The sequence below is a fragment of the Exiguobacterium sp. s78 genome, assembly GCF_018618985.1.
Lineage (GTDB): Bacteria > Bacillota > Bacilli > Exiguobacteriales > Exiguobacteriaceae > Exiguobacterium_A > Exiguobacterium_A abrahamii.
Map to the genome: position 1 here is coordinate 1,944,180 of NZ_JACSNB010000001.1, position 26,261 is coordinate 1,970,440.

Genomic DNA, 26,261 nt, shown 5'->3' on the forward strand with positions numbered 1-26,261 from the left:
ATATCCTCCTCTGATCAGCCGCGTGACCCTAGAATGTTTTTATCACGACGCAGGAACTGGCTGCGGGCACTACGCATCGTCGCAATGCGCTCTTCTGCCATTTTCTCAGCCGCACGGTATGTCGGTAAATGATCGCGTTTTGCGATTTCGAACACTTTCGTGACCGCATCATAGACAAGTTCAACTTTTTTCATAGCACGATCACGGTTGTATCCGTCGAGTTCATCAGCAACGTTGATGACACCACCGGCATTGATGACGAAGTCTGGTACGTATAAAATATCGCGTTCTTCAAGCATGTCACCGTGACGGTCTTCTTTGAGTTGGTTATTTGCCGCACCAGCGATGATCTTGACTTTCAATTGGGGAATCGTCTCGTCGTTTAATGTCGCACCGAGGGCACATGGTGCGAAGATATCTGCTTCGACACTGTAGATGTCTTCTGGTGCGACGATCAAGGCACCGAATGCTTCTTCTGCACGTTGAAGTGCTTCTTGGTTGATGTCCGTGACGATCAGCTTCGCCCCTTCTTCATGCAAGTGACGGCACAGATTGAAGGCAACGTTACCGACACCTTGGATCGCAATCGTTTTTCCACCAAGTGAATCTGTTCCGTACACTTCTTTTGCCGCTGCTTTCATCCCACGATAGACACCGTATGCCGTAACCGGTGATGGGTTACCACTTGATCCGAATGCTGGGCTGACACCAGTAACGAAATCTGTCTCCATGTGGATGTAATCCATGTCTGCAACTGTCGTATTGACATCTTCTGCTGTGATGTAACGACCGTTCAGTGACTGGACGTAACGTCCGAATGCCCGGAAGAGTGCTTCTGACTTTTGTGTCTTCGCATCGCCGATGATGACCGCTTTACCACCACCAAGGTTTAATCCAGCGGCTGCGTTCTTATATGTCATCCCTTTTGATAAACGAAGCGCATCAATCAATGCCTCTTCGTCTGATGCATAGTTCCACATGCGAAGTCCACCGAGTGCCGGTCCGAGTGTCGTGTCATGAATCGCGATGATTGCTTTTAGTCCTGATACTTTATCGTGGCAAAAAACGACTTGTTCGTAATCTTCCATCTCCATTGTTTCAAAGATGCTGAAGCGTGATTCTACGTTTGTTTCGACCATTTTAAGTTCCTCCTCAAATTGTTTGTTTTACTTTTTTCGTCTGTTGGGCATTTAATAGCGCAAAGGCTAGTGAGTACATTTTTGCTTCTGCTGTATCGGCACGGCTAGTCAAAACGACTGGCGCCCGCGCTCCGACGAGAATCGCCGCAACCGAGGCATGTGCGAAATACATGAGTGATTTGTAGATGACGTTTCCGACTTCGATTTGCGGAACGACGAGTAAATCCGCCTGACCTGCTACATCTCCCGTCAATCCTTTTTGCTGGGCAGCGACGAGATTTACGGCATTGTCGAGTGCGAGTGGTCCGTCTACAAGGCAATCCTTGATTTGACCACGTCGGTTCATCTGTGTCAAAAGTGCGGCATCAATCGTCGCCTGCATCGTCGGATTGACGACTTCGACAGCTGCTAAGACTGCGACTTTCGGTAAGCCGTATCCGAGAGCACGTAAGGCGGAGACACCGTTTTCGATGATCTTCACTTTGTCTTCTAGTGTCGGTTGGATGTGAATCGCTGCATCGGTTAATCCGATCGCTGATTCACGCCCCGGTACTTCGAACAAGGCGACATGCGACAAGACATTCCCTGAACGCAAACCCGTTTCTTTGTTCAAGACAGCTTTCATGAACGTAGCTGTCGGAACAAGACCTTTCATCAAGACGCTCGCATCCCCCTTGCGAACGGCATGAGCAGCACGTTCTGCCGCTTCTTGCGATGTAGAAGTATGAGTGATCACGAACTGTGACTCTCGTAATGCTCGTTTTTGAATCATCTGCTGAATCCGTGTCGCATCCCCGAACAAATGAAAACGCGCTAAATCGTTCTCAATTGCTAATGCGACAGCATCCATCACTTCTTCGTCATCCGCAGCTGCAATCGCAACGACGGAATCTTCGAGTCGAGCTGCCTGCTCGACCATTTCACTGAATCTCACCGTATTCCCCCCTCACCTGTCATACATAAATAGTAATAGCAATTTTCGTGCCAATTCAAAAGAGACGGTAGGTTAAGCAAGAACGTCTTTAATTTTGCACGCTTTTGCATTTTTTGCAATATATTGCACGCAAAAATTTGCGCTTCATGAATAGATGTTAAATCGTTCCACTTTGTAATAAAGTGCCCGAAGAGAAATTCCGAGTTGTTTCGCCGCTTCTGTTTTGTTGCCATTAAAGGCAGTAAGCGCTTCCCGAATCAACCGTTCTTCGACGTGTGACATCTCGTCCGATAGATGCTTGATTTCCTTTTTCTGTCTCGTCGTGACTTTCGTTGTTTGTGGCACGACAAGCTGAAGATGACCTTTTCGCAAGACGGTTTCTGTTTTATCCGTAAAAATCAACGCGCGTCCGATGACATTTTCAAGCTCGCGGACATTTCCTTTCCACGGTTGCTTCTTCATTGCTTCAAGTACATCATCTGAGATCCGTCCGACCGATCGTCCATAACTTTGATTCAATTTACGGAGTAAGTGTAAGGTCAATGGTGCGATATCATCCGGTCGCTCACGTAGTGCCGGTATGTGAATCGGTAAACGATTGATCCGGTAGTAGAGATCTTCTCGGAACTCATTCATAATGATCTTTTGCTCTAGATTCGCATTCGTCGCCGCGATAATCCGGACATCGACTGGAATCGCTTTCGTCCCACCGACGCGAACGACTTCATTTTCCTGTAACACCCGTAATAGTTTGGCCTGGACGTCGAGTGGTAGTTCGCCAATCTCATCTAAGAATAGCGAACCTCCATGTGCTTCTTCGAAATATCCCCGCTTCCCACCACGTCGCGCTCCTGAGAACGCGCCTTCCTCGTAGCCGAATAGTTCACTTTCGAGTAACGTCGGTGCGATTGCCGCACAGTTGACGCGGACGAATTGTTCATATTTACGTTCGCTCGCTGCATGGATCGCATGTGCAAACAGTTCCTTGCCGGTTCCGGATTCACCGCGAATCAAGACGTTGACGGGCATCGTTGCCGCAAGCTTTGCTTGATCGACGACGAAGCGCATCGCTTCACTCTCAGCGATGATATCGTCAAAAGTATATTTGGCTTCGAGCGTCCGGATTTTTTGTCGCGCTGCCTTCAATTCTTTGGCGAGTGCCTTCATTTCTGAAATATCCCGAATGACCCCAACGGAACCGCGGACTTGTCCATCGACGATGACGGGTGCCGCATTGACGATGATATCACGTTGATCTTGCCCGATCTTCATGCGAACATCCCGCACGTTCTCGCCCGTATTCAATACTTTCAAATGAACGGATTCCTGCATTCCGATATCGGCACTTGCCGGTTTTCCGACGACGTCTCGCTCCGTGAAACCAGTCATACGCGTATATGCTGGATTGATCAGCATCGTCTGTCCGTCTTGATCGGCGACGGAAATCGCCTCGCTCGTACAATGAATGATTGCTTCGAGCATTTTCTCTTTTTCAGTCAATCGCTCAAGCAACACTCTGACGAATTCACCCGGTAAGACCGCCGCTCCCGGAAAATCATGAATCAATTGCTCAAGTACGCCAGTTTCTCCTGTAGCGTCAATGATGAAATCGACATCAGCTCCTTCAAAAGCTGACCAATTCGTTTCGATCCGAATGTCCGCACGCCGTGCAAGCGCCACCCCAGGCGCCTCCATGTTTGGATCGACGAGACCGATGACCGTTAATAATGGTGAACGTTGAAACGCATGTAGGACTTCTGTTCCCCCTTGACCAGCCCCGACGACGAGTAGATGATGCATATGAATTCCCCCTTTGAAACTGCTTACATTTCTATCGTACTCGGAATAAAATAGGGAAGCAAACCCGATTCGCAGAACGATCGATTTTTTGATACAATACGCTTGGAAAGGAGTGGCGTCCTATGCGTATCATTGGTTTGCTCTCATTATTAATCCCCGGCATCATCGGCGCGATTGGTATTAAGCTCATGCGTGATAGTGTTTTTCTAATTGCGCAAGTGCCGTTTAAATACTTAGGCGATGCGGCTTACGTATATGTACTGCAAGGTCTCGTTGGTTTGGTTCTTGCGATGGGTGGCATTGGATTTGTCGCAGGATATGTCTTTTATCGCGATCGAAAACGTGGAAAAGTCTCCGACCGCTATCAAAAAAAATGAACACAGAAAAAGGTCCCCATCTCTTGAACTCATTTCAAGCGCGGGACCTTTTACTCGTATAAAATTGGTTTCACTTACGGATGAACTCCTCTCATAGTTAGAACTATTCGTGTACTCCAAAACCTTAGGTGTTCCTCTTAATGAAGAGGTAGAAAGAAATCAGATCTGGCTATCGGGCTAACGATAGAATGGTGTTTCAGTTCCATCATCTGACTGTACTCGGGACCTAGGTGGAGCGTAATGTCATCCGCTTGAAGCAGTCAAACATTCGGTTGCTAACAATCACTGCTAGACAACACTCCTTTTCACGAACTGTACTTTTCATTTTAGACGATCCGTTACCTTCCACTTTTCCCTAGCTTCGAAATCATGGAAGCTCCCATTCATTCGAGATTTCCCATCTAGAATGAACAAGATACCTTGGTACGACTTCTACCAAGAGAATGTCGTCCGGCATTCTTGAGCCATTTACAGTTGGCGTTCTGAGATGATGTTCATCAACAGGATTTCCGGAGTCCTTGTCGACTCGACGTTCATCTGACGTCTTGCCAAATCATTTGGTACCTTTATTATAACAAACATTTCAGTTTATGCAATATTTATTTGCAAGCGCTTTTATATATTTTTAGCTTTGCGGTATGCTATAAGCAGAACGTAATCGAAAGGAGATCTTTCATGCGAAAAATCATCGTATTCGAACATCTATCGTTAGACGGTGTCGTTCAAGCACCGAGCGGAAAGAATGAGGATGTGAGCAACGACTTCGAACAGGGTGGATGGACTGCTCCATTTCAGCATCCCGAGATCGGTCAGGTCATCCGTGGATGGATGCAAGAGGATTGCGCCCTGTTACTCGGTCGCGCGACTTACGAGCAATGGTCGAGTTACTGGCCACTCCATGCAGATATCTGGCCAGTTGCCGATCGTGCCATGAAGTATGTTGCTACGCGTCATACACCACCTATTCGTTGGCAGCCGACGACATATTTGAATCAACCGACTTCTGAACTAACACGCTTGAAACAACAGGACGGACCACCGCTTCACGTCTGGGGGAGTAGTCAACTCGTTCATACGCTTTATCAAGCTGATCTGATCGATGAACTTCGATTGATCCACTATCCAGTCATCGTCGGTTCTGGTAAACGTCTATTTCCCGACAACGGAATGACGCCCCTCACTTGGAACGTCACGAAACGACACACGTTCGATAACGGCGTGTTGATCGCTTACTATGAGCGGGATCGGAACTAAAAACACACCGTCTATCATTCAGACGGTGTGTTTCCTTTAACCAGATTGTTCTTGATTCATATGACTTGAAACATACGAGATGAATTCCGAGTTCTTCGGACTTTTCTCTTGTTCGATTCGACCATTGAAGAGCTCGTGCTGTTGCATTCCTTCGTTCCAAGCTGACTTGATGGCGTGACGCATCGCTCGTTCGACGCGAGATGCCGTCGTTTGATGTTTTTTCGCAATCGTCGGATAGAGTTCCTTTGTGATCAATCCAAGTAAATCTTCCCGTTCTAGCACCATTAAGACAGCGTCCTTTAAATACGTGAAGCCTTTAATATGCGGAGCAATCCCCACTTCTCGCAGTGTCGTACCGACTCTTAAGTCAATTGTTTCGACGATCGGTGCTTGTCCTTGATGCGTCACGAGACGAATTTTTTGAACGAGCTGATCCATGCTGAACGGTTTAAGTAAGAAGTACGATGCTCCGAGAGTGACCGCCTGTTGTGAGACCTCATCCTTACCGAAAGCACTCAACATGATGACAGCAGGGTTCTTCTTTTTCTTCATCAATTCTTCGAGAACACCAAGCCCATCTAAATGAGGCATGATGATATCGAGAAGCAATACATCCACTTCATGTTCTTTCATACGTTCGAGACAACTCTCGCCATTGTAGGCGACGCAAACGACTTCCATGTCTTCTTGCGCAGAGATATGCTGGCGAATCAGTTCGACCATTTCGCGATTATCATCTGCTATCCCGACTTTAATCAATCCTTACACCCCATTTTTAAGCGATTCTTTCATCGTCTTCGCCTGATCCATCAATTCCTCGGCATGGCGTAACGTCAAATCCGTCATATGTGCACCGGAAATCATCCGTCCTAGTTCGTTTCCTCGATCTGACTGAGACAAGACGTTGACCTGTGTCGTCGTACGATCCGTCTCCTCGATTTTCCGAATATAGAGATGTTGATCGGCCATCGAAGCGACTTGCGGTAAGTGCGTAATACAAAGCACTTGTCCGTCTACCGATAATCGATAGATTTTTTCAGCCATCGCTTGTGCGACACGACCCGATACTCCTGTATCGACTTCATCGAAAATGATCGAAGCAACTCCGACCGAGCGCGAGAAGATTGACTTCAATCCGAGCATGATACGAGATAACTCCCCGCCCGATGCGACTTTTCCGAGCGACTTGAATGGCTCTCCCGCATTCGTCATGATGAAGAACTCCACTTGGTCGATTCCGTTCTTGCGTAGCATCGGTGTCTTCCCGTCTTGAAGAAAACGAATTTCAAACCGTGCTTTTTCCATGTAGAGCTCACGCAACTCCAGATGAATCGCTTCGCTTAATTGAACGGCCGCTTTTCGACGCTGTTGCGACAGACGCCCACCTATCTCAAACAATTCGCCTTCGAGCTGTTCGACTTCGGCTTTTAAGCGTTCAATCCGTTCATCTCGATTCGTCATCGTATCGAGTTCAACACGAATCTTCTCCCCATACGCGATGACTTCCTCGATCGTCGCCCCGTATTTTCGTTTCAGTTGTTGAAAGACGGATAAACGTTGTTCGATCTCATCGAGTCGATTGGAATCGAACTCAAGTGTTTCGAGTTGATCTCGAATCGCATACCCGACTTCTTCGAGTCCATAAAAAGCGCTTGCGATCGCGTCACTCTGCTGCGAAAACTGTTCGTCGATGCTTGATGCTTGTTGTAATTCACGCATCGCGTCTCCAACAGAGTCGATGCCGCGCATCTCATCATGCAAAGCATCGTACGCTGTCTTTAACGACGCATATAGCTTCTCGAAATTCGCGAGACGATTTCGTTCGACGAGCAACTCGTCTTCCTCATGTGCTCGAAGTTTTGCGCCTTCAATCTCTTCCGTCTGGAACGATAGTAGATCAATCCGTTGAGCGAGTTCTTGCTCACTTTGCGCGAGCGATTGCAGCGCCGTCCGTTTTTCTTCATACGCTTGATAACCGGATTGATAGGCTTGAAGGAGCGGTGCAATCGTCTCTTGCGCGAAGTCATCGAGAATCGCTTGATGATACGTACTGTCCATTAAATGCTGATGTTCATGTTGCCCGTGCATGTCGACGAGGACACGCCCGAACTCCCGTAAGATCGTCAGTGTGACCAGCTTATTGTTGACGCGACAGACACTTTTCCCGGTCGCGAACAGATCACGTCGTAAGATGATCAATCCATCTTCGATATCGATACCATACTCTTCTGCGAGATCATAGACGAGATGGTCGTCTTCAATCAGAAACAATCCTTCTAGCTCCGCTCGATCTTCCCCGTATCGAACGAATTCCGCGGATCCACGTCCACCAATCAATAATCCGATCGCGTCGAGAACGATCGATTTACCGGCACCTGTTTCCCCAGTCAAGACGGTCATTCCTTTTTTAAAGTCGATCTGTAGCTCGTCAATGATCGCAAATTGTTTGATCGATAATTCAGCTAGCATCCTGTCAACTCCTTACAGCATTTCTAAAATTCGTTCCGTCACTTCTTTCGCTTGTTCCTCACTTCGTGCGATCAATAGGATCGTATCGTCCCCACACACCGTGCCAAGCAGTTCGTTCCAGCTCAAATGGTCCAGTAAGACAGCGACTGCATTCGCATTTCCCGGCAGGACATGCATGACAATCAGATTTTGAGCAGAATCAATCGAGATGAAGCTGTCCCCGAGCAGACGCCGCAATTTCCCGAGTGGGTTGAAGCGTTGGTCGGCAGGTAAGCTGTATTTATAACGTCCATCATTCAACGGGACCTTAACGAGGTGAAGTTCCTTGATATCTCGTGATACCGTTGCCTGTGTCACCTTATATCCTGCATTCCGTAATTCCTCTACCAATTCATCTTGGGTTTCTACTTCCGACTGGGTGATGATCTCCCGAATCTTAATCAACCGTTGCCCCTTTGTCATCCCTGCACCTCACAGTATTCTTCGATGTTACTATTGTAATCCAATAAATCATTAAAAGTCCACGTTTGCCATTTTATTATACGGTTTTCGTCGCTCCGAACAATAAGGAAGACGGACCCATGAACCGGATCCGTCCTCGTTTTCATCTGTTCGTTTAAAGACTAGCATGTGCTTGCTTGACTGTCTCTGTCGCATGGACAGATGGATCAAGTCCTGGTTGACCAAGGCGCGCATGCAATAAGAACTCGATGTTCCCCTCTCCACCGGTAATCGGCGAATAGTCGAGCTGTTTCACATAGAACCCTTGTTGAATGAAGAATTCAACCATCTCATCGAGGACGCGGACATGAATCCGTTCATCCCGCACGATGCCTTTTTTACCGATATCATCACGCCCCGCTTCGAATTGCGGTTTGACGAGCGCCATGACATCTCCTCCTTCGACGAGGATCGTCTTCAGGGGTGGAAGCATCAACCGTAACGAGATGAATGAGACATCAATCGTCGCAAACTGTGGCGCAACAGGGAACATATCTGGTGTTGCGTGCCGAAAGTTCGTTTTCTCCATCACCGTCACACGATCATCCGAACGAAGCTTCCAGTCCAGCTGATTGGAACCGACATCAAGCGCATACATATGCGCTGCTCCATTTTGTAAGGAGCAATCGGTAAAGCCACCCGTTGACGATCCGATATCGAGACCTGTTTTACCAGCGACATCGAAATCGAATACTTGAAGTGCCTTTTCCATCTTGAAGCCTCCACGACCGACATAAGGCATCAACTGACCTTTAACATGCAGGTCGATGTCCGACTTGACCTTCTCACCAGCCTTCTCTAATCGTTCCGTACCACTAAAGACCAGTCCAGCCATGATCGATCGCTTTGCTTTTTCACGCGTTTCAAACAAACCGCGCTCGACGAGAAGAACGTCGAGGCGGATTTTTTTTACATTTTCCATGAATCGTCACACACTCTGTTTCTTTCCTTGATTGACGAAAGCGCGTACTTCTTCTGCGATTTGTCCAGGTAATAATCCGATTTCTTCCAGTAATTCGTTCACACCGCCATGCTCGATATACCAATCCGGAATACCAAAGCGTTTGACGCGTGGGAATGCTTCCTGCTCGTTCGCATGCTCAAGGACAGCTGATCCGAATCCACCTTTTAAGACGGCTTCTTCGAGCGTCACGAGTGGAATGCCTTCTGCGTAAAGGGCATTCAGCATCTTCTCATCAAGCGGTTTGATCGTCCGAGCATTGATGACACGAACCGACAGTTCGTCTGCTAGGAAATCCGCGATTTTGAGCGCATCTTGTACTTGTGGTCCAAACGCAAGGATCGCGACGTCCGTTCCTTCACGTTCGACTTCCCATGTATCAAGCGAAATTTCATGCAGTGTCTCGTCCATTGGTACACCGATACCTTCTCCACGTGGGAAACGAACGGCGATTGGTCCTTCATATTTGACGGCCGAATAGAGCAAGTGTTGCAGTTCGTTCTCATCCTTCGCCATGACGATCCGGATGTTCGGTACGTGACGCATGAAGGCAATATCGAAGACGCCTTGGTGTGTTTCACCATCTGCGCCAACGAGACCTGATCGGTCAATCGTAAACGTCACATCTAGATTTTGACGCGCCACGTCGTGAACGAGCTGATCGTATGCACGTTGGAAGAAGGTCGAGTAGATCGATACGACAGGTTTCATGCCTTGCGTCGCTTGACCAGCTGCGAACGTCACAGCATGTTGTTCTGCAATTCCGACGTCAAACATCCGCTCTGGGAATTCTTTTTCAAAACAATCGAGTTTTGAACCGACGCTCATCGCTGGCGTGATCAACGTCAGCTTTTCATCATCGCGTGCCATCTTCGTCAAAGTATCCGCTACCGTAAAGGAGTAACTAGGTGCTTTTGATTTTCCTTTAATGACTTCGCCAGACTCCATCTTGTATGGTCCAAGACCATGCCATGTGCCGACGCCATCGAACTCTGCCGGACGATAGCCTTTCCCTTTTTTCGTGATGACATGAAGCAGGACAGGACCTTCTTCTTTTTTCACGTAATTGAGCTGTTCGATTAAATCATCAAGATCGTGCCCATCGACTGGACCATAATAGTTGAAGCCGAGCTCTTCGAAGAACATGCCAGGAACAAGTGCGCCTTTAACAGCTTCCTTCAACTTCTCGCTTCCTTTTTCAAGACGTCCGCCAATGACCGGAATCTTTTTGATCAACGTTTCAAGCTCGTCTTGGGCAAAACGCACTTTACGTGACGAACGAATTCGTCCAAGCATTTGATGCATCGCCCCAACGTTTGGTGCAATCGACATCTCGTTATCGTTCAAGATGACGATGACGTTTTGTTGTTCTGCTCCAATATGATTCAATGCTTCGAGTGCCATCCCACCTGTCAACGCACCATCACCGATGATTGCGACTGCACGATCACTCTTACCGCTCAGTTCATTCGAGACAGCAATCCCCATTGCTGCTGACAAGGACGTCGAGCTGTGTCCTGTCTCCCAGACGTCATGCACACTCTCATTACGTTTCGGGAACCCACAGAGTCCTTTGTGTTGACGGAGCGTATCAAACTGGCTCGCGCGTCCTGTCAAAATCTTATGCACGTATGCTTGGTGCCCGACATCCCAGACGAACTTGTCATTCGGACTGTCGAATTCACGATGCAACGCAAGTGTCAACTCAACGACACCGAGGTTCGGTGCCAAGTGTCCACCTGTCGTCGCTAATTCTTCAATCAAAAAGCGTCGAATATCGCCTGCGAGTACTTCGAGTTCGGAGACCGACATACGCTTTAAAAATGACGGATCCTGTATTTCTGTCAATTTCATACCTTACCGCCTCTTTTCCTTACAATCTTATAGGGTTTGTACCCTACATTGTACTAGAACAATCTATCGAGCGCCATTATCAGCATAGAAAAAGACGACGCAGATGCGTCGTCCTGCTTAATGGTCGCGCTTGACCACGAAGTCGAGCAGTTCCTTAAGTGTCGTCGCTTCGACTGATAATGCATCAATCGCTTGTTCCGCTGCTTCCACCTGAGCTGTCAGTGCGCGTTTCGCTCCTTCAAGACCCAGTAATTTTGGATACGTTGCTTTTTCGTTCCCTTCGTCGCTACCAACCGGTTTGCCGATTTTTTCAGCATCTCCCGTCACGTCCAAGATGTCATCTTGGATTTGGAATGCGATTCCGAGATGGCGACCGTATTGCTTCAAGTGCTCAAGATCCGTCGAGCTGACCGAGGCAAGCAAACCACCCGCTTCGACTGCAAAGACGAGGAGTGCTCCTGTTTTCCGACGGTGAATCGACTCAAGCTCCGCTACGTCATTGATGCCGCCACGCTCACCGAGCATATCGTCGAGCTGACCACCGACCATACCCGTAGCACCAGCCGCTGCTGCTAACCGTTCGACAAGTGCAAGCTTCACTTCTGGCGAAGCTGGTGTCTCAAGAAGACAGCTGAAGGCGTTCGTGAGCAAGGCATCTCCTGCTAAAATCGCTGTCGCTTCATCAAAAGCGATATGATTCGTCGGACGCCCTCGACGCAGATCATCATCATCCATTGCGGGAAGGTCATCGTGAATCAGTGAGTATGTATGAATCATCTCAAGTGCCGCAGCAGTCGCGTCACCTTTTGAACGATCGATGGAAAAAGCATCGAGTACCGCATAAATCAAGGCTGGGCGAATTCGTTTCCCACCCGCATCGAGTGAATACCGCATCGAATCGCGTAAACGATCCGGTGCGTCGAGTCGCTCCATGAACTCTTCCATTTTGTTTTCGACTTGTGTCTTCCACTCATTCAAAGCAATCATTGCGCTCCTCCTTTTTCCCGAAGCGTACCATCTTGCTCTAGGATTTGATCGAGTTTTTTCTCAGCAACGGATAACTTTCCTTGGCAAAGAGCCGTCAGTTTGACGCCTTCTTCATATAGAGCCATCGCTTGTTCAAGAGGAGCTTCGCCCTCTTCGAGTAACGTGACGATTTCTTCTAATCGTTCCAGTGCTTCTTCAAAAGATTGTTCCGTCTCCATTCTTACTCCCCATCCTCTCGTTTAGCACGAATCGTTCCATCATGGAATCGGATATCGAACGAAGACGCTGTCAATGCCTTCGCGGAACGGACGATTTGTCCATCCTGTTCGACATACGTATAGCCGCGCATCAGAACATGCGTCGGACTGACGGAGTCGAGTCGCGCGAGCACATGACGCACCTGTTGTTGCTTCGATTGTAAAAGTCGACGAACGATTTCGAGTCGACGTCGTGATTGTTCAATCGTCGCCCGTTGTTGCACGAAGCGATCCCGCATCGGCACACGCATTAAGCGTGTGTCAAGACGCTCCACCTGTTGCTGGTGTTGCGCTACTACTTGCTTGATCTCCTTTTGGAGTGACATCTCTGCTCGGTCCAATTGTTCCTGCTTCAGTCCGAGTAGGACGCGTGGTGATTTCAGACCGTAGCTCGCAGCAAGCCGTGTCACTTGCTCCTGTTTACTTTTGAGGAGTTGTGCATACGTTCGTTCTAAACGTCGCTCTACATCCTGCACACGTCGAGTGAGTGCCTCTGCTTCCGGAGTGACGAGTTCTGCCGCTGCCGTTGGTGTAGCAGCACGAACGTCGGCGACGAAATCACTGATCGTAAAATCCGTTTCGTGACCGACAGCAGAGACGATCGGAATGCGTGATTCAAACACGGCTGTCACGACAGACATCTCATTGAATGCCCACAGCTCCTCAATCGAACCACCACCACGACCAATAATCAACACATCACAGGCATCATGCTCATTCATCAGCTGAATGGCACGACTGATTTGTGGTGCCGCGTCCGCTCCCTGTACAAGGACCGGGGCGAAGACGATGGCCGCTTGCGGATAACGGCGCCGGAGTGTCGTTGCGATATCATGAAGCGCTGCTCCTTTTGGCGACGTGATGATCCCGATTCGCTCGGGAAAAGCTGGCAACGATTGTTTGATGGCTGGATCAAACCAGCCACGCTCTTCAAGATCCACCTTCAAGCGTGAGAACGCCTCATATAACGCTCCTACACCGTCTTCCGTCATCCGTTCGACATAGAGTTGCATCTCCCCAGAAGAGACGTAAACGGATAAGCGCGCGGTGACGACGACTCGCATCCCATCGCGAACGTCTGCTTTGACTCGACTCGCATCCCGGGCAAACATGACGGCTTTCATCCGTGACTGCTCGTCCTTCAACGTAAAATAAAGGTGACCGGAAGAGTGTCGTTTAAAGTTCGACACTTCTCCCACCACCTGGACTTGTTGCAGAAGGGCGTCGCCTTCTAGTTCACGTTTGACATAGTGGACTAAATCGGAAACGTGAAGAGGTTCGCTCATCGCGCAGCCTCGATCGTGTTATGCAGTAGCATCGTGATCGTCATCGGACCAACGCCACCCGGAACAGGTGTAATCATCGATGCAACGTCTTGTACCGTATCAAACTCGACATCACCGACGAGTTTGCCATCGACACGGTTGACACCAACGTCAATGACGACAGCATCCGGTTTCACCATATCCGCCGTAATCAGCTTCGGTACGCCGACTGCGACGATCAAGATATCCGCTTGACGCGTCATCGCACCGAGATCTTTTGTCTTGGAATGACAATAGGAAACGGTAGCCGATTCATTCAAGAACAACATACCAACGGGTTTACCGACGATTTGGCTACGACCGACGACAACGACGTGTTGACCAGCAATCGGTACGTTCATCTCTTTGACGAGATGAAGAATGCCGTTTGGTGTACACGGTAAAAATGTCGGTTCACCAATCATCATTTTCCCGACAGAGACAGGATGAAAACCATCGACGTCCTTTTCAGGAGAAATCGCAAAAATGACCTTACTCTCATCAATGTGGTCAGGCAACGGCAATTGGACGAGAATCCCATGGACACTCGCATCAACGTTCAGACGGTCGATCAAGTGAAGAAGCTCTGATTCCGTTGTTTCTGCCGGAAGTCGGATTAACTCCGAATCCATGCCGATTTCCTTCGCCGCCTTTTCTTTACCACGTACATAGGACTGACTAGCAGGATCTTCGCCAATCAGGATGACAGTCAATTGCGGTTGAATCCGCTGTTCTTTCAGACGTGCGACTTCTTCTTTCAGCTTCATACGATATGAATGGGCTACCTGTTTTCCATCGATTACTACTGCCATGATTTGTCCACTCCCCCAAAAAGTTCGATTCACTCTTCTGTCTGTTTGTCTCTATTCGTCGGTTTTACAAGTTTATGAATTTTCTTTAACGACGCCTTGTGCGACCTTACCGAGAACACCGTTCACGATTTTTGTCGCTTCTTCGTCAGCGAACGCCTTCGTCAATTCAATCGCTTCGTTGATCGTCACTCGAACCGGAATGTTCGTTTCGAACAATAATTCGTAGACGGCTAAGCGAAGAATCGTCCGCTCGATGTTTCCGAGTCGTTCGAATGACCAGTTGACCAGTGCTTCTCGGATGTGTTGGTCAATCGTTGCTTTGTTCGTTTCGACGCCGTTCACCAATTGCTCGACGAATGTGTCATATTCCTTACCTTCTACCGCGAATTCAATGGCCTCTTGTGCAGTCAGATCCGAAAGCTCCATTTGGAACAAAGATTGGACTGCGAGTTCGCGTGCCATGTGTCGTTTCATCATGATTTTGCGTGCTCCTTTTTTTGTCGTTCTCAATCAGTTAGTTTAGCACATTCCTCTTTTAAAAAACATAGAGAACGCCAAAAAAAGACGGGAGTTCGTCGCACAAACTCCCGTCCCGATTCAGTTAACGATCGTACCTTTTAGCTCACGCTCTGCGAATTTCGTCGTGAACGTCCCACGCCGGAATACCGGGTGACTGAGAACACGTTCGTGGAACGGGATCGTCGTCTTGACACCTTCGATCCAAAATTCAGCCAGTGCACGTTCCATCTTCGCACATGCTTCTTCCCGTGTTTCCGCATGGACGATCAACTTCGCGACCATCGAGTCATAGTACGGTGGAATCATGTACCCCGGATAGACTGCGCTATCGATACGTACGCCCATTCCGCCTGGTGTCACGTATTGTGTGACGCGTCCAGCAGACGGACGGAAATCATGATCTGGATCCTCGGCATTGATTCGGCATTCGATCGAATGACCGTGGAACTTGATATCCTTTTGTTTGACGGCAAGCGGATGATCGAGCGCGACTTGCAATTGTGCTTGAACGAGGTCGAATCCAGTGATCATCTCCGTTACCGGGTGTTCGACTTGAATGCGCGTGTTCATCTCCATGAAGAAGAACTCTTCCGTCTCTTCGACGAAGATGAATTCGATCGTTCCAGCTCCCGTGTATTGAATCGCTTTTGCGGCTTTTACGGCAGCCTCGCCCATTTTTAATCGTGTCGCTTCACTGACCGCAGGTGATGGCGCTTCCTCGATCAGTTTCTGCATCCGGCGCTGGACGGTACAATCCCGTTCACCGAGGTGAATGACATTCCCGTGACGGTCAGCGAGGACCTGTACCTCGACATGGCGGAATTCTTCGATGAAACGTTCTAAATAGACATCCCCGTTTCCGAAAGCTTGTTTTGCTTCACGGCGTGTCTCACTTAGCCCGTTGATCAGCTCTTCTTCCGAACGAGCGACCCGAATCCCTTTACCTCCACCACCTGCTGTTGCTTTGATGATGACCGGATAACCAATTTCTTGCGCCAGTGCGACCGCTTCTTCGTCCGTGACCGTTCCATCTGAACCAGGCACGACAGGCACGCCACACTCGATCATCGTTTTCTTCGCAACGTCCTTGATCCCCATCTGACGGATCGCATCCGACGTCGGACCAACGAACTTGATCCCGCACGCTTCACACATCTCAGCAAAATCAACGTTTTCTGCTAGGAAACCGTAACCCGGATGGATCATCGTCACTTGACGGTTCGTTGCGATCGCAAGGATATTCGTAACGTTTAAGTAGGATGAAGCAGAACTCGCCTCACCGATGCAGTACGCCTCATCGGCTAAACGAACGTGTAAGGCTTCCTTATCCGCCGTCGAGTAGACAGCAACGGTCTGTATTCCAAGTTCCTTTGCCGCTCGAATGATACGGACGGCGATTTCTCCACGGTTGGCAATCAATAATTTTTCCATGCTGTTCACCCCCGTTTACGGACGGATCCGGAAGAGTGGTTGACCGAATTCAACGAGATCTCCATCGGCGACAAGAATCTCGACGACCGTTCCAGATACTTCCGAGTTTAAGTTATTGAAGAGTTTCATTGCTTCAAGGACACAAACGATCTGACCCACTTCAATCTGATCACCGACTTTGACGTATGCCGGTTTATCTGGATTCGGACGCGAATAGAACGTTCCGACCATCAAGGCATTGATCGTGACCGTATCATCCGCAGTCGCCTCTTCCTCGACTGGTGCTGCCGCTTGCTTCACAGGAGCAGGCGCCGACACTGGAGCAGCAGGTGCTTGATGCGAGACCGTCACTGTTTCTCCTTGTTTCTTCAACTTTAATTTATACGTATCCGTCTCGAGTGAGAGTTCATTTACACTCGACTGATCGAGCATTTCGAGTACTTGTTTCAACTGATCGATTTTCATCTGTCATTCTTCCCCCATCTATGCTGTATTCACAATTATTATACCAGGTGCTAATGCCTACTCAAATACTTATATTAACTGGTCATACCATTGGATGCAAGTCAAGCTGAATGAAAAAAGACGTCTCTCGACCTGATAGAAGGTGAGAGACGTCTTGTCGTTTCAATATTATCCGTTGTAACGACCTGTGAAATCACCTGTACGTGTATCAACCGTTACTTTTTCGCCTGCTTCGATGAAGAGTGGTACTTGAATGATATGACCTGTCTCCACTGTCGCATTTTTCTTGACGTTCGAAGCCGTATCACCCTTAACGCCAGGCTCTGCTTCAACGATCGTCATGACGACTGTGTTCGGTAATTCAAGACCGAGGATTTCGCCGTTGTAAACCGCGATTTGAACTTCCATGTTTTCAAGCAAGTATGGAAGAGCTGCTTCGACTTGCGCCGTCGTCAATTCCAATTGCTCATACGATTCTGTGTCCATGAAGACGTAAGTCTCGCCCATTGGGTAAAGGTATTGCATCTTGTTACGCTCGATGTGTGCACGCTCGACACGCTCACCACCACGGAATGTCATCTCTTGGATGTTTCCGTTACGGATGTTACGCATTTTCGTCCGAACGAAAGCTGCCCCTTTACCTGGTTTAACATGTTGGAATTCAAGTACTTGCCAAATCATACCGTCTGAAGTCTTAATCGTTAATCCTGTTTTTAAATCGTTTACTGATACCATGAATGGTTCCTCCTAAAATGTCCCGTCACTCTGAATTAGAGAGTGATCAGTTCTTTTGGTGAAGACGAAAGAATTTCTCGACCTGTTTCCGTGATCAAGACGTCATCTTCAATCCGGCATCCGCCAACTTGCGGCACGTAGATACCTGGTTCGACCGTAACGATCATGCCTGGTTCAAGTTTCGTCTCAGAGCGGAACGACAAGCCAGGTCCTTCATGTACTTCTAGACCAATACCGTGTCCCGTCGAGTGACCGAAGTACTCACCGTAACCTGCTTCTTTGATGATATCACGTGTCAACGCGTCCGCTTCGATCCCAGTGATGCCTGGTTTTAAGCCGTCGACACCCGCTAGTTGCGCTTGTAAGACCGTATCGTAGATTTTCTGCAACTCGGCATTGATCGGACCGACTGCGACAGTCCGTGTGATATCTGAAACATAACCGTTCAAGAGCGCTCCGAAATCAAGCGTGACGAGTTCACCTGTCGCAATGACCTTCGAGCTGGCAACACCGTGCGGCAAGGCAGAACGATAGCCCGATGCCACGATCGTATCGAAAGAAGAAGACGTCGCTCCATGCTTACGCATGAAGAATTCTAGTTCATTTGATACTTCAAGTTCCGTTCGTCCTGGTTGAATGTACGTCAAGATGTGTTGGAAGGTCGCGTCTGCGAGCTCCACCGCTTCCTTAATCATCTTAATCTCTGACGAATCCTTAATCAAGCGTAGGTTTTCAATGATTCCTGTCGTCGGAACAAGCTCGATTGCCGAAGCTTGATCGTATGCTTCAAAAGCACCGAGTGTCATCGCATCCTTTTCGACACCAACCGCGCGAACACGCGCTCCTGCCATCAATTCGCCCATCGTCTCTGGAATCGACCGTTCGATTTGGACGATCTCCATTCCTTTAACTTGGTCTGCCGCTTGCTCCGTGTAACGGAAATCCGTCACGAAGTACGCTTGCTCTTCTGTTACGAGACATGCACCACTTGAGCCCGTGAAGCCGGAAATGTAACGAATATTCTCTGCCTTCGTGACGAGTAATCCTGGAAGGTCCCGTTCCTTTAAAGCTGTTTGTAACGCCTCGATCCGTTGTTTCATGATTGATTTCCCCCTTGTTCCGATTGTTGTAAAGCTTGGAGTGCCTCCGTTGCCAGACGATATCCCGTCATGCCAAGTCCAGCGATGACACCTTGGCAGACGGGTGCGATCATCGAATGATGCCGGAAGGATTCACGTGCATGGACATTCGATAGATGGACCTCGATGACGGGCGCTTCGATTGCAGCAATCGCGTCACGTAACGCGATACTCGTATGCGTGTAGGCAGCCGCATTGAAGACGATGCCGTCCGCTCCCCGTTCCTCGTGAAGAACATCAATCAGTCGTCCTTCATGGTTCGATTGTTCAAACCGAAACTGAATGTTCGGAAAATATGTGCGAAGATCGTGTTCTAAGTCGGCTAATGTCGCCGTTCCATATGTATCCGGTTCGCGTGTTCCGAGTAAATTCAAGTTTGGTCCGTTTAATATCAAGACACGCAAAAAAACACCTCCTCAAATTCCTTTTCATTGTATCATAACCCGATTTCCGACTCCTAAAGATTACCTCGTTTTGACGAGTCGAACATAGTTTTTTTGTCGTAAATCAAGTACACTGACGATACACCTAATTTTAATGAAGACGGGATGCGTTCTATTATGAAAACGACTAATCCGCCGGTCGGTGGTCAAGCCATCGTCGAAGGCGTCATGTTCCAAAATGCGACCCATGCGGTCTCAGCGATTCGTCGAAATGATGAATCGATCGAGACGTTCGCCCAACAAAAGCCGGTTCGACCACGAATCGCTAAAGGTAAAAAAATCCCACTTCTGCGTGGCTTGTTTGCTTTAATGGAGTCCTCAGCGAATGGCGCCAGTCATATGAACTTCGCAAGTGACCGATACGGTGTCAAACCTGGTGAAGAAGAGCCGGAAGAAACGACTGCCAGCCCCTTGACGAAATGGCTCGGCGTTGCTGTAGTCGGGATCCTATCATTCTTTTTCGGTAAATTACTCTTTACGTTACTACCTGCTTTCCTTGCATCATTATTCGATGTGATCCCTGCTTTATCGGGACATGTCATTCAAAATGTCATCGAAGCAACAATCAAATTAACGCTTTTGTTCAGTTACCTCTACGTGATTTCATTGACTCCGCTCGTCAAACGACTCTTTCAATATCACGGTGCAGAGCATAAGGTCATCAACTGCGTCGAATCAGGACGCCCACTCACGGTCGAAAACGTTCGCGTCAGCAGTCGTCTTCATTACCGTTGCGGCTCGAGTTTCTTGATCTTCACCGTCATCGTCGGATTTTTCGTCTATCTGATCGTGCCAACGGATCCGCTTTGGTTGCGTCTCGTCTGCCGGATCGCCTTATTACCGGTCGTCATCGGTCTTTCATTTGAAGTGTTACAGCTGACGAATAAAGCGCAGCACATCAAAGGACTTCGCGTCATCGCCTTGCCTGGCCTATGGTTACAATACTTGACGACGAAAGAACCGGACGATGCACAGATCGAGGTTGCGATTTATGCGTTTGAAGCATTGGAAAAACAGGAACATAACCTACATGAGAATGCACTGGGTTAATCGATAACAGGGGTGATATTATGATCAGACAACGCATTGGTTCTACATTTGCACTCGTCGTGTTACTGTTCGCTTTTGTCGGCTTCGGATATAAACTCGTCAATAATCCAAGTAGTCTGTTTTCACAATTGCTGTTCTTCGGGATTACCGCCGGGATCATCTTCTTGCTCTTTAAGTTCCTGACTCGTAATCGAAGCGTCGGAACGGGCGCAAATGCTCAGTACCGAAAATCCGTCGCTCAATCAAAAAAAATGCATGGCTCTTCGAATTCTGTTCGCCGGACAGACTTTAAGAAAAAACCGGTCAAATCCTCAAAAGCGCCGGCATCGAATAAAGTCAGACCGTTGCGCGATCGTTCAAAAGCGCCTCATCTGACAGTTATCGAAGGAAAAAAAGGCAAAAAGAAAAAACGTGCTTTTTAATTTCAGAAGTACATTAAAAAGGAGATTCGTCATGCGACGAACCTCCTTTTTTCGTGTTCAATCCGTTTCGACCCAACCGATATACGGTAGATTGCGATATTCCTCCGCACAATCGATTCCGTACCCAACAACGAAGTAATCCGGAATCTCGAAACCGACATAGTCTGCGTCGAGTTTTACTTCACGACGTGCCGGTTTATCAAGCAATGTACATACTTTGAGAACTCCGGGTTGATGCAATTTCATGTGATCACATAAGAAATGGAGCGTCCGCCCTGTGTCGATGATATCTTCGATGACGACGACATATTTCCCTTGAACATCAAGATCGAGATCTTTCTTCAACTGAACACGCCCGGAAGAGACGGTCTTTGTTCCGTAAGAAGAGCACGCGACTGTATCAATTTGAACGCTTCCTTTGATTTCGCGCATCAAATCCGCAGCAAAGACCATCGACCCTTTCAACACGACGACGAGAACGATTTGACGCCCAGCCGCATCCACTTCGATCTGTTGTGCTAATTCACGAACCTTTTCTTTCAGTTGTGACTCCGACACTAATTTTTCTTTAATCGTGATTTCCATGACAAGGTGCGAACACCCGCCACCCCCTTCGTCCATTTTCAGGCTCAGTATAGCATATCTAACTTAAAATGCGCACTTTATCATAAAAATGTAATGGATCGTTCGTGTTTGAGAACTTTTTTAGCAAGGAACTATAAAAAAACAAGCCTCAATCCTCTGGATGGGCTTGTTGATAGCGATGCAGTTCCTCTTTCAAACCAGGACGTTCCGCAAAGAACTGAATCATTCCGTTAATCTTATCCAACGCTTCGATACTAATATGATGCTCGATTCCTTCGACATCCTTATAAATCAGTTCTTCATCCACACCAACGAGACGAAGAAAATCTTCAAGTAAGGCGTGTCGTTCCACGAGACGCTTTCCGATTTTGCGTCCTTTAGGTGTCAGCATGAGACCCCGATACTTTTCGTAAACAAGGTACGTCTCCCGGTCGAGTTTTTGAACCATCTTCGTTACCGATGACGGGTGAACTCCTAACGACTCCGCTATATCCGATACGCGGGCATATCCCTTATCTTCAATCAGTTTATAAATTTGTTCCAAATAATCTTCCATACTCGGAGTTGGCACGACATCACCTTCCCATTTCATTCATTAGCGTTTCCAGTTCCACTCATCACTACGGTATTTCTCGGCAAGACGCTCAATCTCCTGCCACTGCTCACTCGTGAACGTCAACGGAACGAACGACAAATCAAGCGCCTCTTCGAAGCCTTTCGTGAACGCTTCTCGTACCTCGTCAAATGCGACAGCGCGACCTGCTAGCTCATTTAAAGCGACAGCTTTTCCTGAAAAACGCGCTTTCATTCGCTCGCGCATCGACTCATCATCATACAAGAAACAATCAAACAATTCACCTTCATCGACAGAGAGTGGGACCGAACCGTGCTGTAAGACAACGCCTTGATGGCGGACTTGTGCACTTCCTGCGACTTTCCGTTTTCCGACAGCGAGTTCATAATACGATGCTGCATCAAAACAGACGGCTGATTTCGGCTTCCGTAATTCTTCTTTTTCCTCTTCCGTCAACGGAACGGAAAATTCGACCGGAATGCCGAGGTGATGGTATCCTTTGCGAATCCCTTCCGTCAACATCCGATAACTTTCGATGACCGTGCGTGGTAAACCTTCTGTATCTTCCGGGATGACGACACTGTATGTCAACTCGTCTGCATGCAAGACAGCGCGCCCTCCTGTCATCCGACGCACGATCGGAATCCCGAGTTCTGCAATCCGCTCTCGATCGATATCACGGGTTGCCCGTTGAAAATGACCAACGCTTAATCCACGTGGTTCCCATGAGTAAAAACGAAGCGTCGGTGCGATCTCCCCCCGCCCGACGAACTGAATCAATGCTTCATCGATTGCCATGTTCATTGCCGGCTCCATCGCCGGCGTCGTCAACACTTGCCACTCTCTGTTCACTTGAGCACCCCCAAAACGTTTCCGTCTTAGTGTATCAAACCCATTCTCGGTCGCGCAATCACGAGTCGATTGCCGAAATCGATTTCGTTGACTATAATGAAACAGAGGTTAAACGAACGAAGGGGTTGGAAGTCGAATATGGAAACTGGAACTATCATTACGATCGTATTATGGGTCGCGCTGATCGCCTACATCGCTTGGCGTTTCATGCCGGTCAAAGGCATCACGAAATTGTCGCAAGAAGAATTCCGTGCGAACTACCGTAAAGCACAAATCGTCGATGTTCGCGAAACACAGGAATTCAAAGGTGGACACATCGTCGGTGCCCGTAACATCCCGGTCAGCCAAATGAAGATGCGCTCGAAGGAATTACGAAAAGACATGCCGATTTACTTGTATTGTCAAGGTAGCATGCGTTCTTCACAGGCTGCAAAAGTCTTGAAAAAAGCAGGCTATACGAATCTGTATCAGTTAAAAGGCGGATTCAAGCAGTGGTCAGGAAAAATCAAACGGAGCTAATGCTTCGTTCATCGCAAAAAGAGGATCTCTCCTTCGTCGGAGAGGTCCTCTTTTTTATGAAACAGCTTATGCGTGTACTTCTTGTTTTGGTTCGTAGCGTAAGACTGGTTTTCGAGCAGCAAGTGTCTCGTCCATCCGTTTGACGACCGTCGTGTGTGGTGCGTTCAAGACGACATCCGGTGTCTCTTCGACCTCTTTTGCAATCTGGAGCATCGCATCACAGAAGGCATCGAGTGTTTCTTTCGACTCTGTTTCCGTCGGTTCGATCATGATACACTCCTCGACGTTCAACGGGAAGTAGATCGTTGGTGGATGGTATCCAAAGTCAAGCAGACGTTTAGCGATGTCAAGCGTCCGGACACCTAGTGCTTTTTGACGTTTACCCGACAAGACGAATTCGTGCTTGCAATAGACGTCGTATGGCGCGTCATACGCACCTTTGAGACGAGCCAACATATAGTTCGCATTCAAGACCGCTTCTTTCGAGACGCGAGCAAGACCTGCTCCACCCATCGTCCGAATATAGCTATAGGCACGAACATTGATGCCGAAGTTACCGTAGAATGGTTTGACACGACCGATTGCTTCCGGACGATCGTAGTCGAGGACATAACGCTCTTCCTCTTTGCGGACGATTGGTTTCGGTAAATACGGAATCAAATCTTGTTTGACCCCTACTGGACCCGATCCTGGTCCGCCGCCACCGTGCGGTCCTGTGAACGTCTTATGCAAGTTCAAGTGGACGACATCAAAGCCCATGTCCCCTGGTCGAGCGATGCCCATGATCGCATTCGAGTTCGCACCATCGTAGTACAGTTTTCCGCCTGCCTCATGAACCGCTTTGGCGATTTCGACGATATCCGACTCAAATAAACCGAGCGTGTTTGGATTCGTCAACATGAGTGCCGCTGTATCGTCACCGACTTTTTTCTTTAAGTCCGCTAAATCAACGAGACCACGTTCATCCGATAAGACCGTCACGGTATCAAATCCAGCGACAGATGCCGATGCGGGGTTCGTTCCGTGTGCCGAGTCCGGTACGAGGACTTTCGTCCGTTTAAAGTCACCACGTGCATGATGGTAGGCCTTAATCAACATCAAGCCTGTCCATTCACCGTGTGCTCCCGCCGCCGGCTGAAGCGTCACTTCATCCATTCCTGTGATGACTGCGAGTTTTTCTTGCAGATCATACATCAAACTGAGTGCCCCTTGGACACTTTCGACTGGTTGAAGCGGGTGAATGTGTGCAAACCCAGGGAGGCGTGCCATATCTTCATTGATTTTCGGATTGTATTTCATCGTACATGATCCGAGTGGATAGAATCCAGAATCCACACCATGGTTACGGTTCGAGAGTGCCGTATAGTGACGGACGAGATCCAGTTCAGATACTTCCGGTAGCGCCACGTCTTCCTTCCGTAACATCGAGGTCGGTAACAATTCTTCTACTGCCACCTCATCGACAGTCGGTAACGGTAAGCTATAGGCGATACGACCCGGTTTAGAAATTTCAAAGATCAATGTTTGCTCATTCATGTGTGAGTCCCCCTAACGCTGTCACGAATTGATCCAACTCTTCATTCGTCCGTAATTCCGTTGCACAAACAAGCATTTCATTTTGACGTGCCGCGTCATACGATCCTAACGGTAAACCGCCGATGATTCCGTGATCGAGCAATTGTTGACTCGCACGTGTCGCGTCGATTGGTAGCATAACGACGAATTCATTGAAGCTCGGTCCATCGTCAACGATCGTAAAGCCAGCCTGTTTCAGCTTTTGTTTTAAGGCATGTGCCATTTGCAAGTTGCGTGTCGCGAGTTCCCGGATACCCCGTTTTCCGAGTGCACTCATCGCGATCGAAGCAGCGAGTGCATTTAACGCTTGGTTCGAACAGATGTTAGATGTCGCCTTGTCACGGCGAATGTGTTGTTCACGTGCTTGTAACGTCAGAACGAAACCGCGTTTCCCATTCTCATCGACGGTCTGTCCAACGAGACGTCCCGGAATCTTACGCATCAACGCTTTTGTCGTCGTGAAATAACCACATGTCGGTCCACCAAAGCTTTGTGGAATTCCGAACGGTTGGCAATCTCCGATCGTAATGTCAGCGCCAAGTTTACCTGGCGCTTCTAAGATACCGAGTGCCAGTGGATTCGCAGAGACGATGAAGAGCGCACCACGTGCATGTGTCGCATCGGCCAATGCTTGTAGTTCTTCGACACGACCGTAGAAGTTCGGATACTGCACGATGACACAGGCGACGTCTTCGATGGCATCGAGTTGATCGATCCGTGTGACACCTTGCTCAAGCGCCAACGTCTCGACGTTTAGTCCTGGACCGTTCGCATACGTCCGAACGACATCGTGTGCCTCCGGGTGAACGCCGTCTGAAAGAACGATCGTCTTTTTCTTCGTATGGGCACAAGCAAGCATAGCCGCTTCCGCTAACGCCGTGATACCGTCATACATCGACGAGTTCGCGACATCCATCCCTGTCAATTCACAAATCATCGATTGGAATTCAAAAATCGCTTGTAGTTCACCTTGCGAAATCTCTGGCTGATACGGTGTATAGGCAGTGTAAAACTCTGAGCGCAGTAACATATGATTGACGACAGCAGGTGCATAGTGATCATAGATGCCTGCGCCAAGGAACGATGGATATTGTTTCGTATTCATGTTTTGGTCGGCAAGCTTCGATAGCGTCCGAATCAAGTCCGTTTCCGGAAGTGGCACACCGACTTCTTCCAATGTACCGTTATCACGGACGGATGCCGGGATATCAGCGAGTAAATCTTCGATCGATGCTGCACCGATCGTCTGTAACATCGCCTGCTCATCTTCTGCTGTCATTGGTAAATAACGAAAATCCATAGA

Annotated in this window: 28 protein-coding genes; 5 read left to right on the plus strand and 23 right to left on the minus strand. The window is 48.4% G+C overall.

The features are described 5' to 3' along the window. Positions 1 to 14: 14 nt before the first annotated feature. The 3 genes from KNQ18_RS10095 to KNQ18_RS10105 all read right to left on the minus strand — a co-directional run bounded on the left by KNQ18_RS10095 (position 15) and on the right by KNQ18_RS10105 (position 3,873). Positions 15 to 1,139, minus strand: coding sequence for a Leu/Phe/Val dehydrogenase (locus KNQ18_RS10095; protein ID WP_023467593.1), 1,125 nt, complete (start codon positions 1,137 to 1,139; stop codon positions 15 to 17). Between the two features lie 13 nt (positions 1,140 to 1,152). Beyond that, positions 1,153 to 2,073 (minus strand): phosphate butyryltransferase, encoded by a 921-nt coding sequence (yqiS, locus tag KNQ18_RS10100; RefSeq protein WP_041255026.1) that lies wholly within the window; start codon positions 2,071 to 2,073, stop codon positions 1,153 to 1,155. Between the two features lie 144 nt (positions 2,074 to 2,217). Further along, positions 2,218 to 3,873, minus strand: a complete 1,656-nt coding sequence (locus KNQ18_RS10105) for a sigma 54-interacting transcriptional regulator (RefSeq protein WP_058704307.1) — start codon at positions 3,871 to 3,873, stop codon at positions 2,218 to 2,220. Between the two features lie 122 nt (positions 3,874 to 3,995). Here KNQ18_RS10105 and KNQ18_RS10110 point away from each other — a divergent pair, with 122 nt between their 5' ends. Both KNQ18_RS10110 and KNQ18_RS10115 read left to right on the plus strand, forming a co-directional pair. Continuing rightward, positions 3,996 to 4,250, plus strand: a complete 255-nt coding sequence (locus KNQ18_RS10110; protein WP_058265115.1) for a DUF2627 family protein — start codon at positions 3,996 to 3,998, stop codon at positions 4,248 to 4,250. A 675-nt stretch (positions 4,251 to 4,925) separates the two neighbouring features. Beyond that, entirely contained in the window at positions 4,926 to 5,504 is a 579-nt protein-coding gene (locus KNQ18_RS10115; RefSeq protein ID WP_214769095.1) for a dihydrofolate reductase family protein, read from the plus strand. Between the two features lie 36 nt (positions 5,505 to 5,540). Here the strand turns inward: KNQ18_RS10115 and spo0A are convergent, their stop codons facing one another. The 15 genes from spo0A to aroQ form a co-directional block, all read right to left on the minus strand. Further along, a complete protein-coding gene (gene spo0A, locus KNQ18_RS10120; RefSeq protein ID WP_074668437.1) occupies positions 5,541 to 6,263 on the minus strand; it encodes a sporulation transcription factor Spo0A in 723 nt (240 codons plus the stop codon). 3 nt (positions 6,264 to 6,266) lie between these two features. Beyond that, positions 6,267 to 7,973, minus strand: a complete 1,707-nt coding sequence (recN, locus tag KNQ18_RS10125) for a DNA repair protein RecN (protein WP_023467587.1) — start codon at positions 7,971 to 7,973, stop codon at positions 6,267 to 6,269. A 12-nt stretch (positions 7,974 to 7,985) separates the two neighbouring features. Next, positions 7,986 to 8,435, minus strand: a complete 450-nt coding sequence (gene ahrC, locus KNQ18_RS10130; RefSeq protein WP_023467586.1) for a transcriptional regulator AhrC/ArgR — start codon at positions 8,433 to 8,435, stop codon at positions 7,986 to 7,988. Positions 8,436 to 8,589: 154 nt separating this feature from the next. Then, on the minus strand, positions 8,590 to 9,396 hold the full coding sequence (locus KNQ18_RS10135; RefSeq protein WP_029341099.1) for a TlyA family RNA methyltransferase: 807 nt from the start codon (positions 9,394 to 9,396) through the stop codon (positions 8,590 to 8,592). A gap of 6 nt (positions 9,397 to 9,402) precedes the next feature. After that, a complete protein-coding gene (dxs, locus tag KNQ18_RS10140; RefSeq protein WP_214769093.1) occupies positions 9,403 to 11,289 on the minus strand; it encodes a 1-deoxy-D-xylulose-5-phosphate synthase in 1,887 nt (628 codons plus the stop codon). 117 nt (positions 11,290 to 11,406) lie between these two features. After that, the gene (locus tag KNQ18_RS10145; protein ID WP_149426974.1) at positions 11,407 to 12,276 is read right to left on the minus strand and encodes a polyprenyl synthetase family protein; all 870 of its coding nucleotides are present in this window, start codon (positions 12,274 to 12,276) and stop codon (positions 11,407 to 11,409) included. Next, on the minus strand, positions 12,273 to 12,494 hold the full coding sequence (xseB, locus tag KNQ18_RS10150) for an exodeoxyribonuclease VII small subunit (RefSeq protein ID WP_023467583.1): 222 nt from the start codon (positions 12,492 to 12,494) through the stop codon (positions 12,273 to 12,275). Before xseB ends, KNQ18_RS10145 begins: the two co-directional genes overlap by 4 nt. Before the next feature lie 2 nt (positions 12,495 to 12,496). After that, positions 12,497 to 13,819: an exodeoxyribonuclease VII large subunit gene (xseA, locus tag KNQ18_RS10155; protein ID WP_214769091.1), complete on the minus strand. Its 1,323-nt coding sequence runs from the start codon at positions 13,817 to 13,819 to the stop codon at positions 12,497 to 12,499. Beyond that, entirely contained in the window at positions 13,816 to 14,649 is an 834-nt protein-coding gene (gene folD / locus KNQ18_RS10160) for a bifunctional methylenetetrahydrofolate dehydrogenase/methenyltetrahydrofolate cyclohydrolase FolD (protein WP_082627410.1), read from the minus strand. The genes xseA and folD overlap by 4 nt, the downstream gene beginning before the upstream one ends. Before the next feature lie 72 nt (positions 14,650 to 14,721). Beyond that, the gene (gene nusB, locus KNQ18_RS10165) at positions 14,722 to 15,126 is read right to left on the minus strand and encodes a transcription antitermination factor NusB (RefSeq protein WP_023467580.1); all 405 of its coding nucleotides are present in this window, start codon (positions 15,124 to 15,126) and stop codon (positions 14,722 to 14,724) included. Positions 15,127 to 15,246: 120 nt separating this feature from the next. Next, positions 15,247 to 16,599, minus strand: a complete 1,353-nt coding sequence (gene accC / locus KNQ18_RS10170; protein ID WP_035409099.1) for an acetyl-CoA carboxylase biotin carboxylase subunit — start codon at positions 16,597 to 16,599, stop codon at positions 15,247 to 15,249. A gap of 15 nt (positions 16,600 to 16,614) precedes the next feature. Then, positions 16,615 to 17,064 (minus strand): acetyl-CoA carboxylase biotin carboxyl carrier protein, encoded by a 450-nt coding sequence (gene accB / locus KNQ18_RS10175; protein ID WP_214769088.1) that lies wholly within the window; start codon positions 17,062 to 17,064, stop codon positions 16,615 to 16,617. 168 nt (positions 17,065 to 17,232) lie between these two features. Next, the gene (gene efp / locus KNQ18_RS10180) at positions 17,233 to 17,799 is read right to left on the minus strand and encodes an elongation factor P (RefSeq protein WP_023467577.1); all 567 of its coding nucleotides are present in this window, start codon (positions 17,797 to 17,799) and stop codon (positions 17,233 to 17,235) included. 35 nt (positions 17,800 to 17,834) lie between these two features. Beyond that, entirely contained in the window at positions 17,835 to 18,899 is a 1,065-nt protein-coding gene (locus KNQ18_RS10185; RefSeq protein ID WP_215084673.1) for a M24 family metallopeptidase, read from the minus strand. Then, positions 18,896 to 19,342 carry a type II 3-dehydroquinate dehydratase gene (gene aroQ, locus KNQ18_RS10190; protein WP_023467575.1) on the minus strand — a complete coding sequence of 149 codons (447 nt, stop codon included), beginning with the start codon at positions 19,340 to 19,342 and terminating at the stop codon, positions 18,896 to 18,898. The genes KNQ18_RS10185 and aroQ overlap by 4 nt, the downstream gene beginning before the upstream one ends. 156 nt (positions 19,343 to 19,498) lie before the next feature. Between aroQ and KNQ18_RS10195 the strand changes: the two genes are divergently transcribed. Next, entirely contained in the window at positions 19,499 to 20,431 is a 933-nt protein-coding gene (locus KNQ18_RS10195; RefSeq protein ID WP_133207977.1) for a DUF1385 domain-containing protein, read from the plus strand. 20 nt (positions 20,432 to 20,451) lie between these two features. Further along, the gene (locus KNQ18_RS10200; protein ID WP_023467573.1) at positions 20,452 to 20,853 is read left to right on the plus strand and encodes an SA1362 family protein; all 402 of its coding nucleotides are present in this window, start codon (positions 20,452 to 20,454) and stop codon (positions 20,851 to 20,853) included. Positions 20,854 to 20,910: 57 nt separating this feature from the next. Here the strand turns inward: KNQ18_RS10200 and hpt are convergent, their stop codons facing one another. The 3 genes from hpt to KNQ18_RS10215 form a co-directional block, all read right to left on the minus strand. Further along, positions 20,911 to 21,438 (minus strand): hypoxanthine phosphoribosyltransferase, encoded by a 528-nt coding sequence (hpt, locus tag KNQ18_RS10205; RefSeq protein WP_064300287.1) that lies wholly within the window; start codon positions 21,436 to 21,438, stop codon positions 20,911 to 20,913. A gap of 148 nt (positions 21,439 to 21,586) precedes the next feature. Then, entirely contained in the window at positions 21,587 to 22,009 is a 423-nt protein-coding gene (gene mntR, locus KNQ18_RS10210) for a transcriptional regulator MntR (RefSeq protein WP_035398709.1), read from the minus strand. A 24-nt stretch (positions 22,010 to 22,033) separates the two neighbouring features. Continuing rightward, the gene (locus KNQ18_RS10215) at positions 22,034 to 22,864 is read right to left on the minus strand and encodes a lipoate--protein ligase family protein (RefSeq protein ID WP_214769085.1); all 831 of its coding nucleotides are present in this window, start codon (positions 22,862 to 22,864) and stop codon (positions 22,034 to 22,036) included. A 138-nt stretch (positions 22,865 to 23,002) separates the two neighbouring features. Here KNQ18_RS10215 and KNQ18_RS10220 point away from each other — a divergent pair, with 138 nt between their 5' ends. Beyond that, positions 23,003 to 23,383: a rhodanese-like domain-containing protein gene (locus KNQ18_RS10220; protein ID WP_023467569.1), complete on the plus strand. Its 381-nt coding sequence runs from the start codon at positions 23,003 to 23,005 to the stop codon at positions 23,381 to 23,383. A gap of 66 nt (positions 23,384 to 23,449) precedes the next feature. Here the strand turns inward: KNQ18_RS10220 and gcvPB are convergent, their stop codons facing one another. Both gcvPB and gcvPA read right to left on the minus strand, forming a co-directional pair. Then, entirely contained in the window at positions 23,450 to 24,919 is a 1,470-nt protein-coding gene (gene gcvPB / locus KNQ18_RS10225) for an aminomethyl-transferring glycine dehydrogenase subunit GcvPB (RefSeq protein ID WP_214769083.1), read from the minus strand. Next, complete coding sequence (gcvPA, locus tag KNQ18_RS10230; protein WP_215084675.1) at positions 24,912 to 26,258, minus strand: aminomethyl-transferring glycine dehydrogenase subunit GcvPA; 1,347 nt, start codon at positions 26,256 to 26,258, stop codon at positions 24,912 to 24,914. The genes gcvPB and gcvPA overlap by 8 nt, the downstream gene beginning before the upstream one ends. Positions 26,259 to 26,261 lie beyond the last annotated feature (3 nt).

Bases quoted from the DNA above. Each gene is read 5' to 3' on its own strand.
- KNQ18_RS10095 (WP_023467593.1), bottom strand. From the start codon at position 1,139: ATGGTCGAAACAAACGTAGAATCACGCTTCAGCATCTTTGAAACAATG.
- KNQ18_RS10105 (WP_058704307.1), bottom strand. From the start codon at position 3,873: ATGCATCATCTACTCGTCGTCGGGGCTGGTCAAGGGGGAACAGAAGTC.
- KNQ18_RS10110 (WP_058265115.1), top strand. From the start codon at position 3,996: ATGCGTATCATTGGTTTGCTCTCATTATTAATCCCCGGCATCATCGGC.
- KNQ18_RS10115 (WP_214769095.1), top strand. From the start codon at position 4,926: ATGCGAAAAATCATCGTATTCGAACATCTATCGTTAGACGGTGTCGTT.
- recN (WP_023467587.1), bottom strand. From the start codon at position 7,973: ATGCTAGCTGAATTATCGATCAAACAATTTGCGATCATTGACGAGCTA.
- ahrC (WP_023467586.1), bottom strand. From the start codon at position 8,435: ATGACAAAGGGGCAACGGTTGATTAAGATTCGGGAGATCATCACCCAG.
- KNQ18_RS10135 (WP_029341099.1), bottom strand. From the start codon at position 9,396: ATGGAAAATGTAAAAAAAATCCGCCTCGACGTTCTTCTCGTCGAGCGC.
- dxs (WP_214769093.1), bottom strand. From the start codon at position 11,289: ATGAAATTGACAGAAATACAGGATCCGTCATTTTTAAAGCGTATGTCG.
- KNQ18_RS10145 (WP_149426974.1), bottom strand. From the start codon at position 12,276: ATGATTGCTTTGAATGAGTGGAAGACACAAGTCGAAAACAAAATGGAA.
- xseB (WP_023467583.1), bottom strand. From the start codon at position 12,494: ATGGAGACGGAACAATCTTTTGAAGAAGCACTGGAACGATTAGAAGAA.
- xseA (WP_214769091.1), bottom strand. From the start codon at position 13,819: ATGAGCGAACCTCTTCACGTTTCCGATTTAGTCCACTATGTCAAACGT.
- folD (WP_082627410.1), bottom strand. From the start codon at position 14,649: ATGGCAGTAGTAATCGATGGAAAACAGGTAGCCCATTCATATCGTATG.
- nusB (WP_023467580.1), bottom strand. From the start codon at position 15,126: ATGATGAAACGACACATGGCACGCGAACTCGCAGTCCAATCTTTGTTC.
- accC (WP_035409099.1), bottom strand. From the start codon at position 16,599: ATGGAAAAATTATTGATTGCCAACCGTGGAGAAATCGCCGTCCGTATC.
- accB (WP_214769088.1), bottom strand. From the start codon at position 17,064: ATGAAAATCGATCAGTTGAAACAAGTACTCGAAATGCTCGATCAGTCG.
- efp (WP_023467577.1), bottom strand. From the start codon at position 17,799: ATGGTATCAGTAAACGATTTAAAAACAGGATTAACGATTAAGACTTCA.
- KNQ18_RS10185 (WP_215084673.1), bottom strand. From the start codon at position 18,899: ATGAAACAACGGATCGAGGCGTTACAAACAGCTTTAAAGGAACGGGAC.
- KNQ18_RS10195 (WP_133207977.1), top strand. From the start codon at position 19,499: ATGAAAACGACTAATCCGCCGGTCGGTGGTCAAGCCATCGTCGAAGGC.
- KNQ18_RS10200 (WP_023467573.1), top strand. From the start codon at position 20,452: ATGATCAGACAACGCATTGGTTCTACATTTGCACTCGTCGTGTTACTG.
- hpt (WP_064300287.1), bottom strand. From the start codon at position 21,438: ATGGAAATCACGATTAAAGAAAAATTAGTGTCGGAGTCACAACTGAAA.
- KNQ18_RS10220 (WP_023467569.1), top strand. From the start codon at position 23,003: ATGGAAACTGGAACTATCATTACGATCGTATTATGGGTCGCGCTGATC.
- gcvPB (WP_214769083.1), bottom strand. From the start codon at position 24,919: ATGAATGAGCAAACATTGATCTTTGAAATTTCTAAACCGGGTCGTATC.
- gcvPA (WP_215084675.1), bottom strand. From the start codon at position 26,258: ATGGATTTTCGTTATTTACCAATGACAGCAGAAGATGAGCAGGCGATG.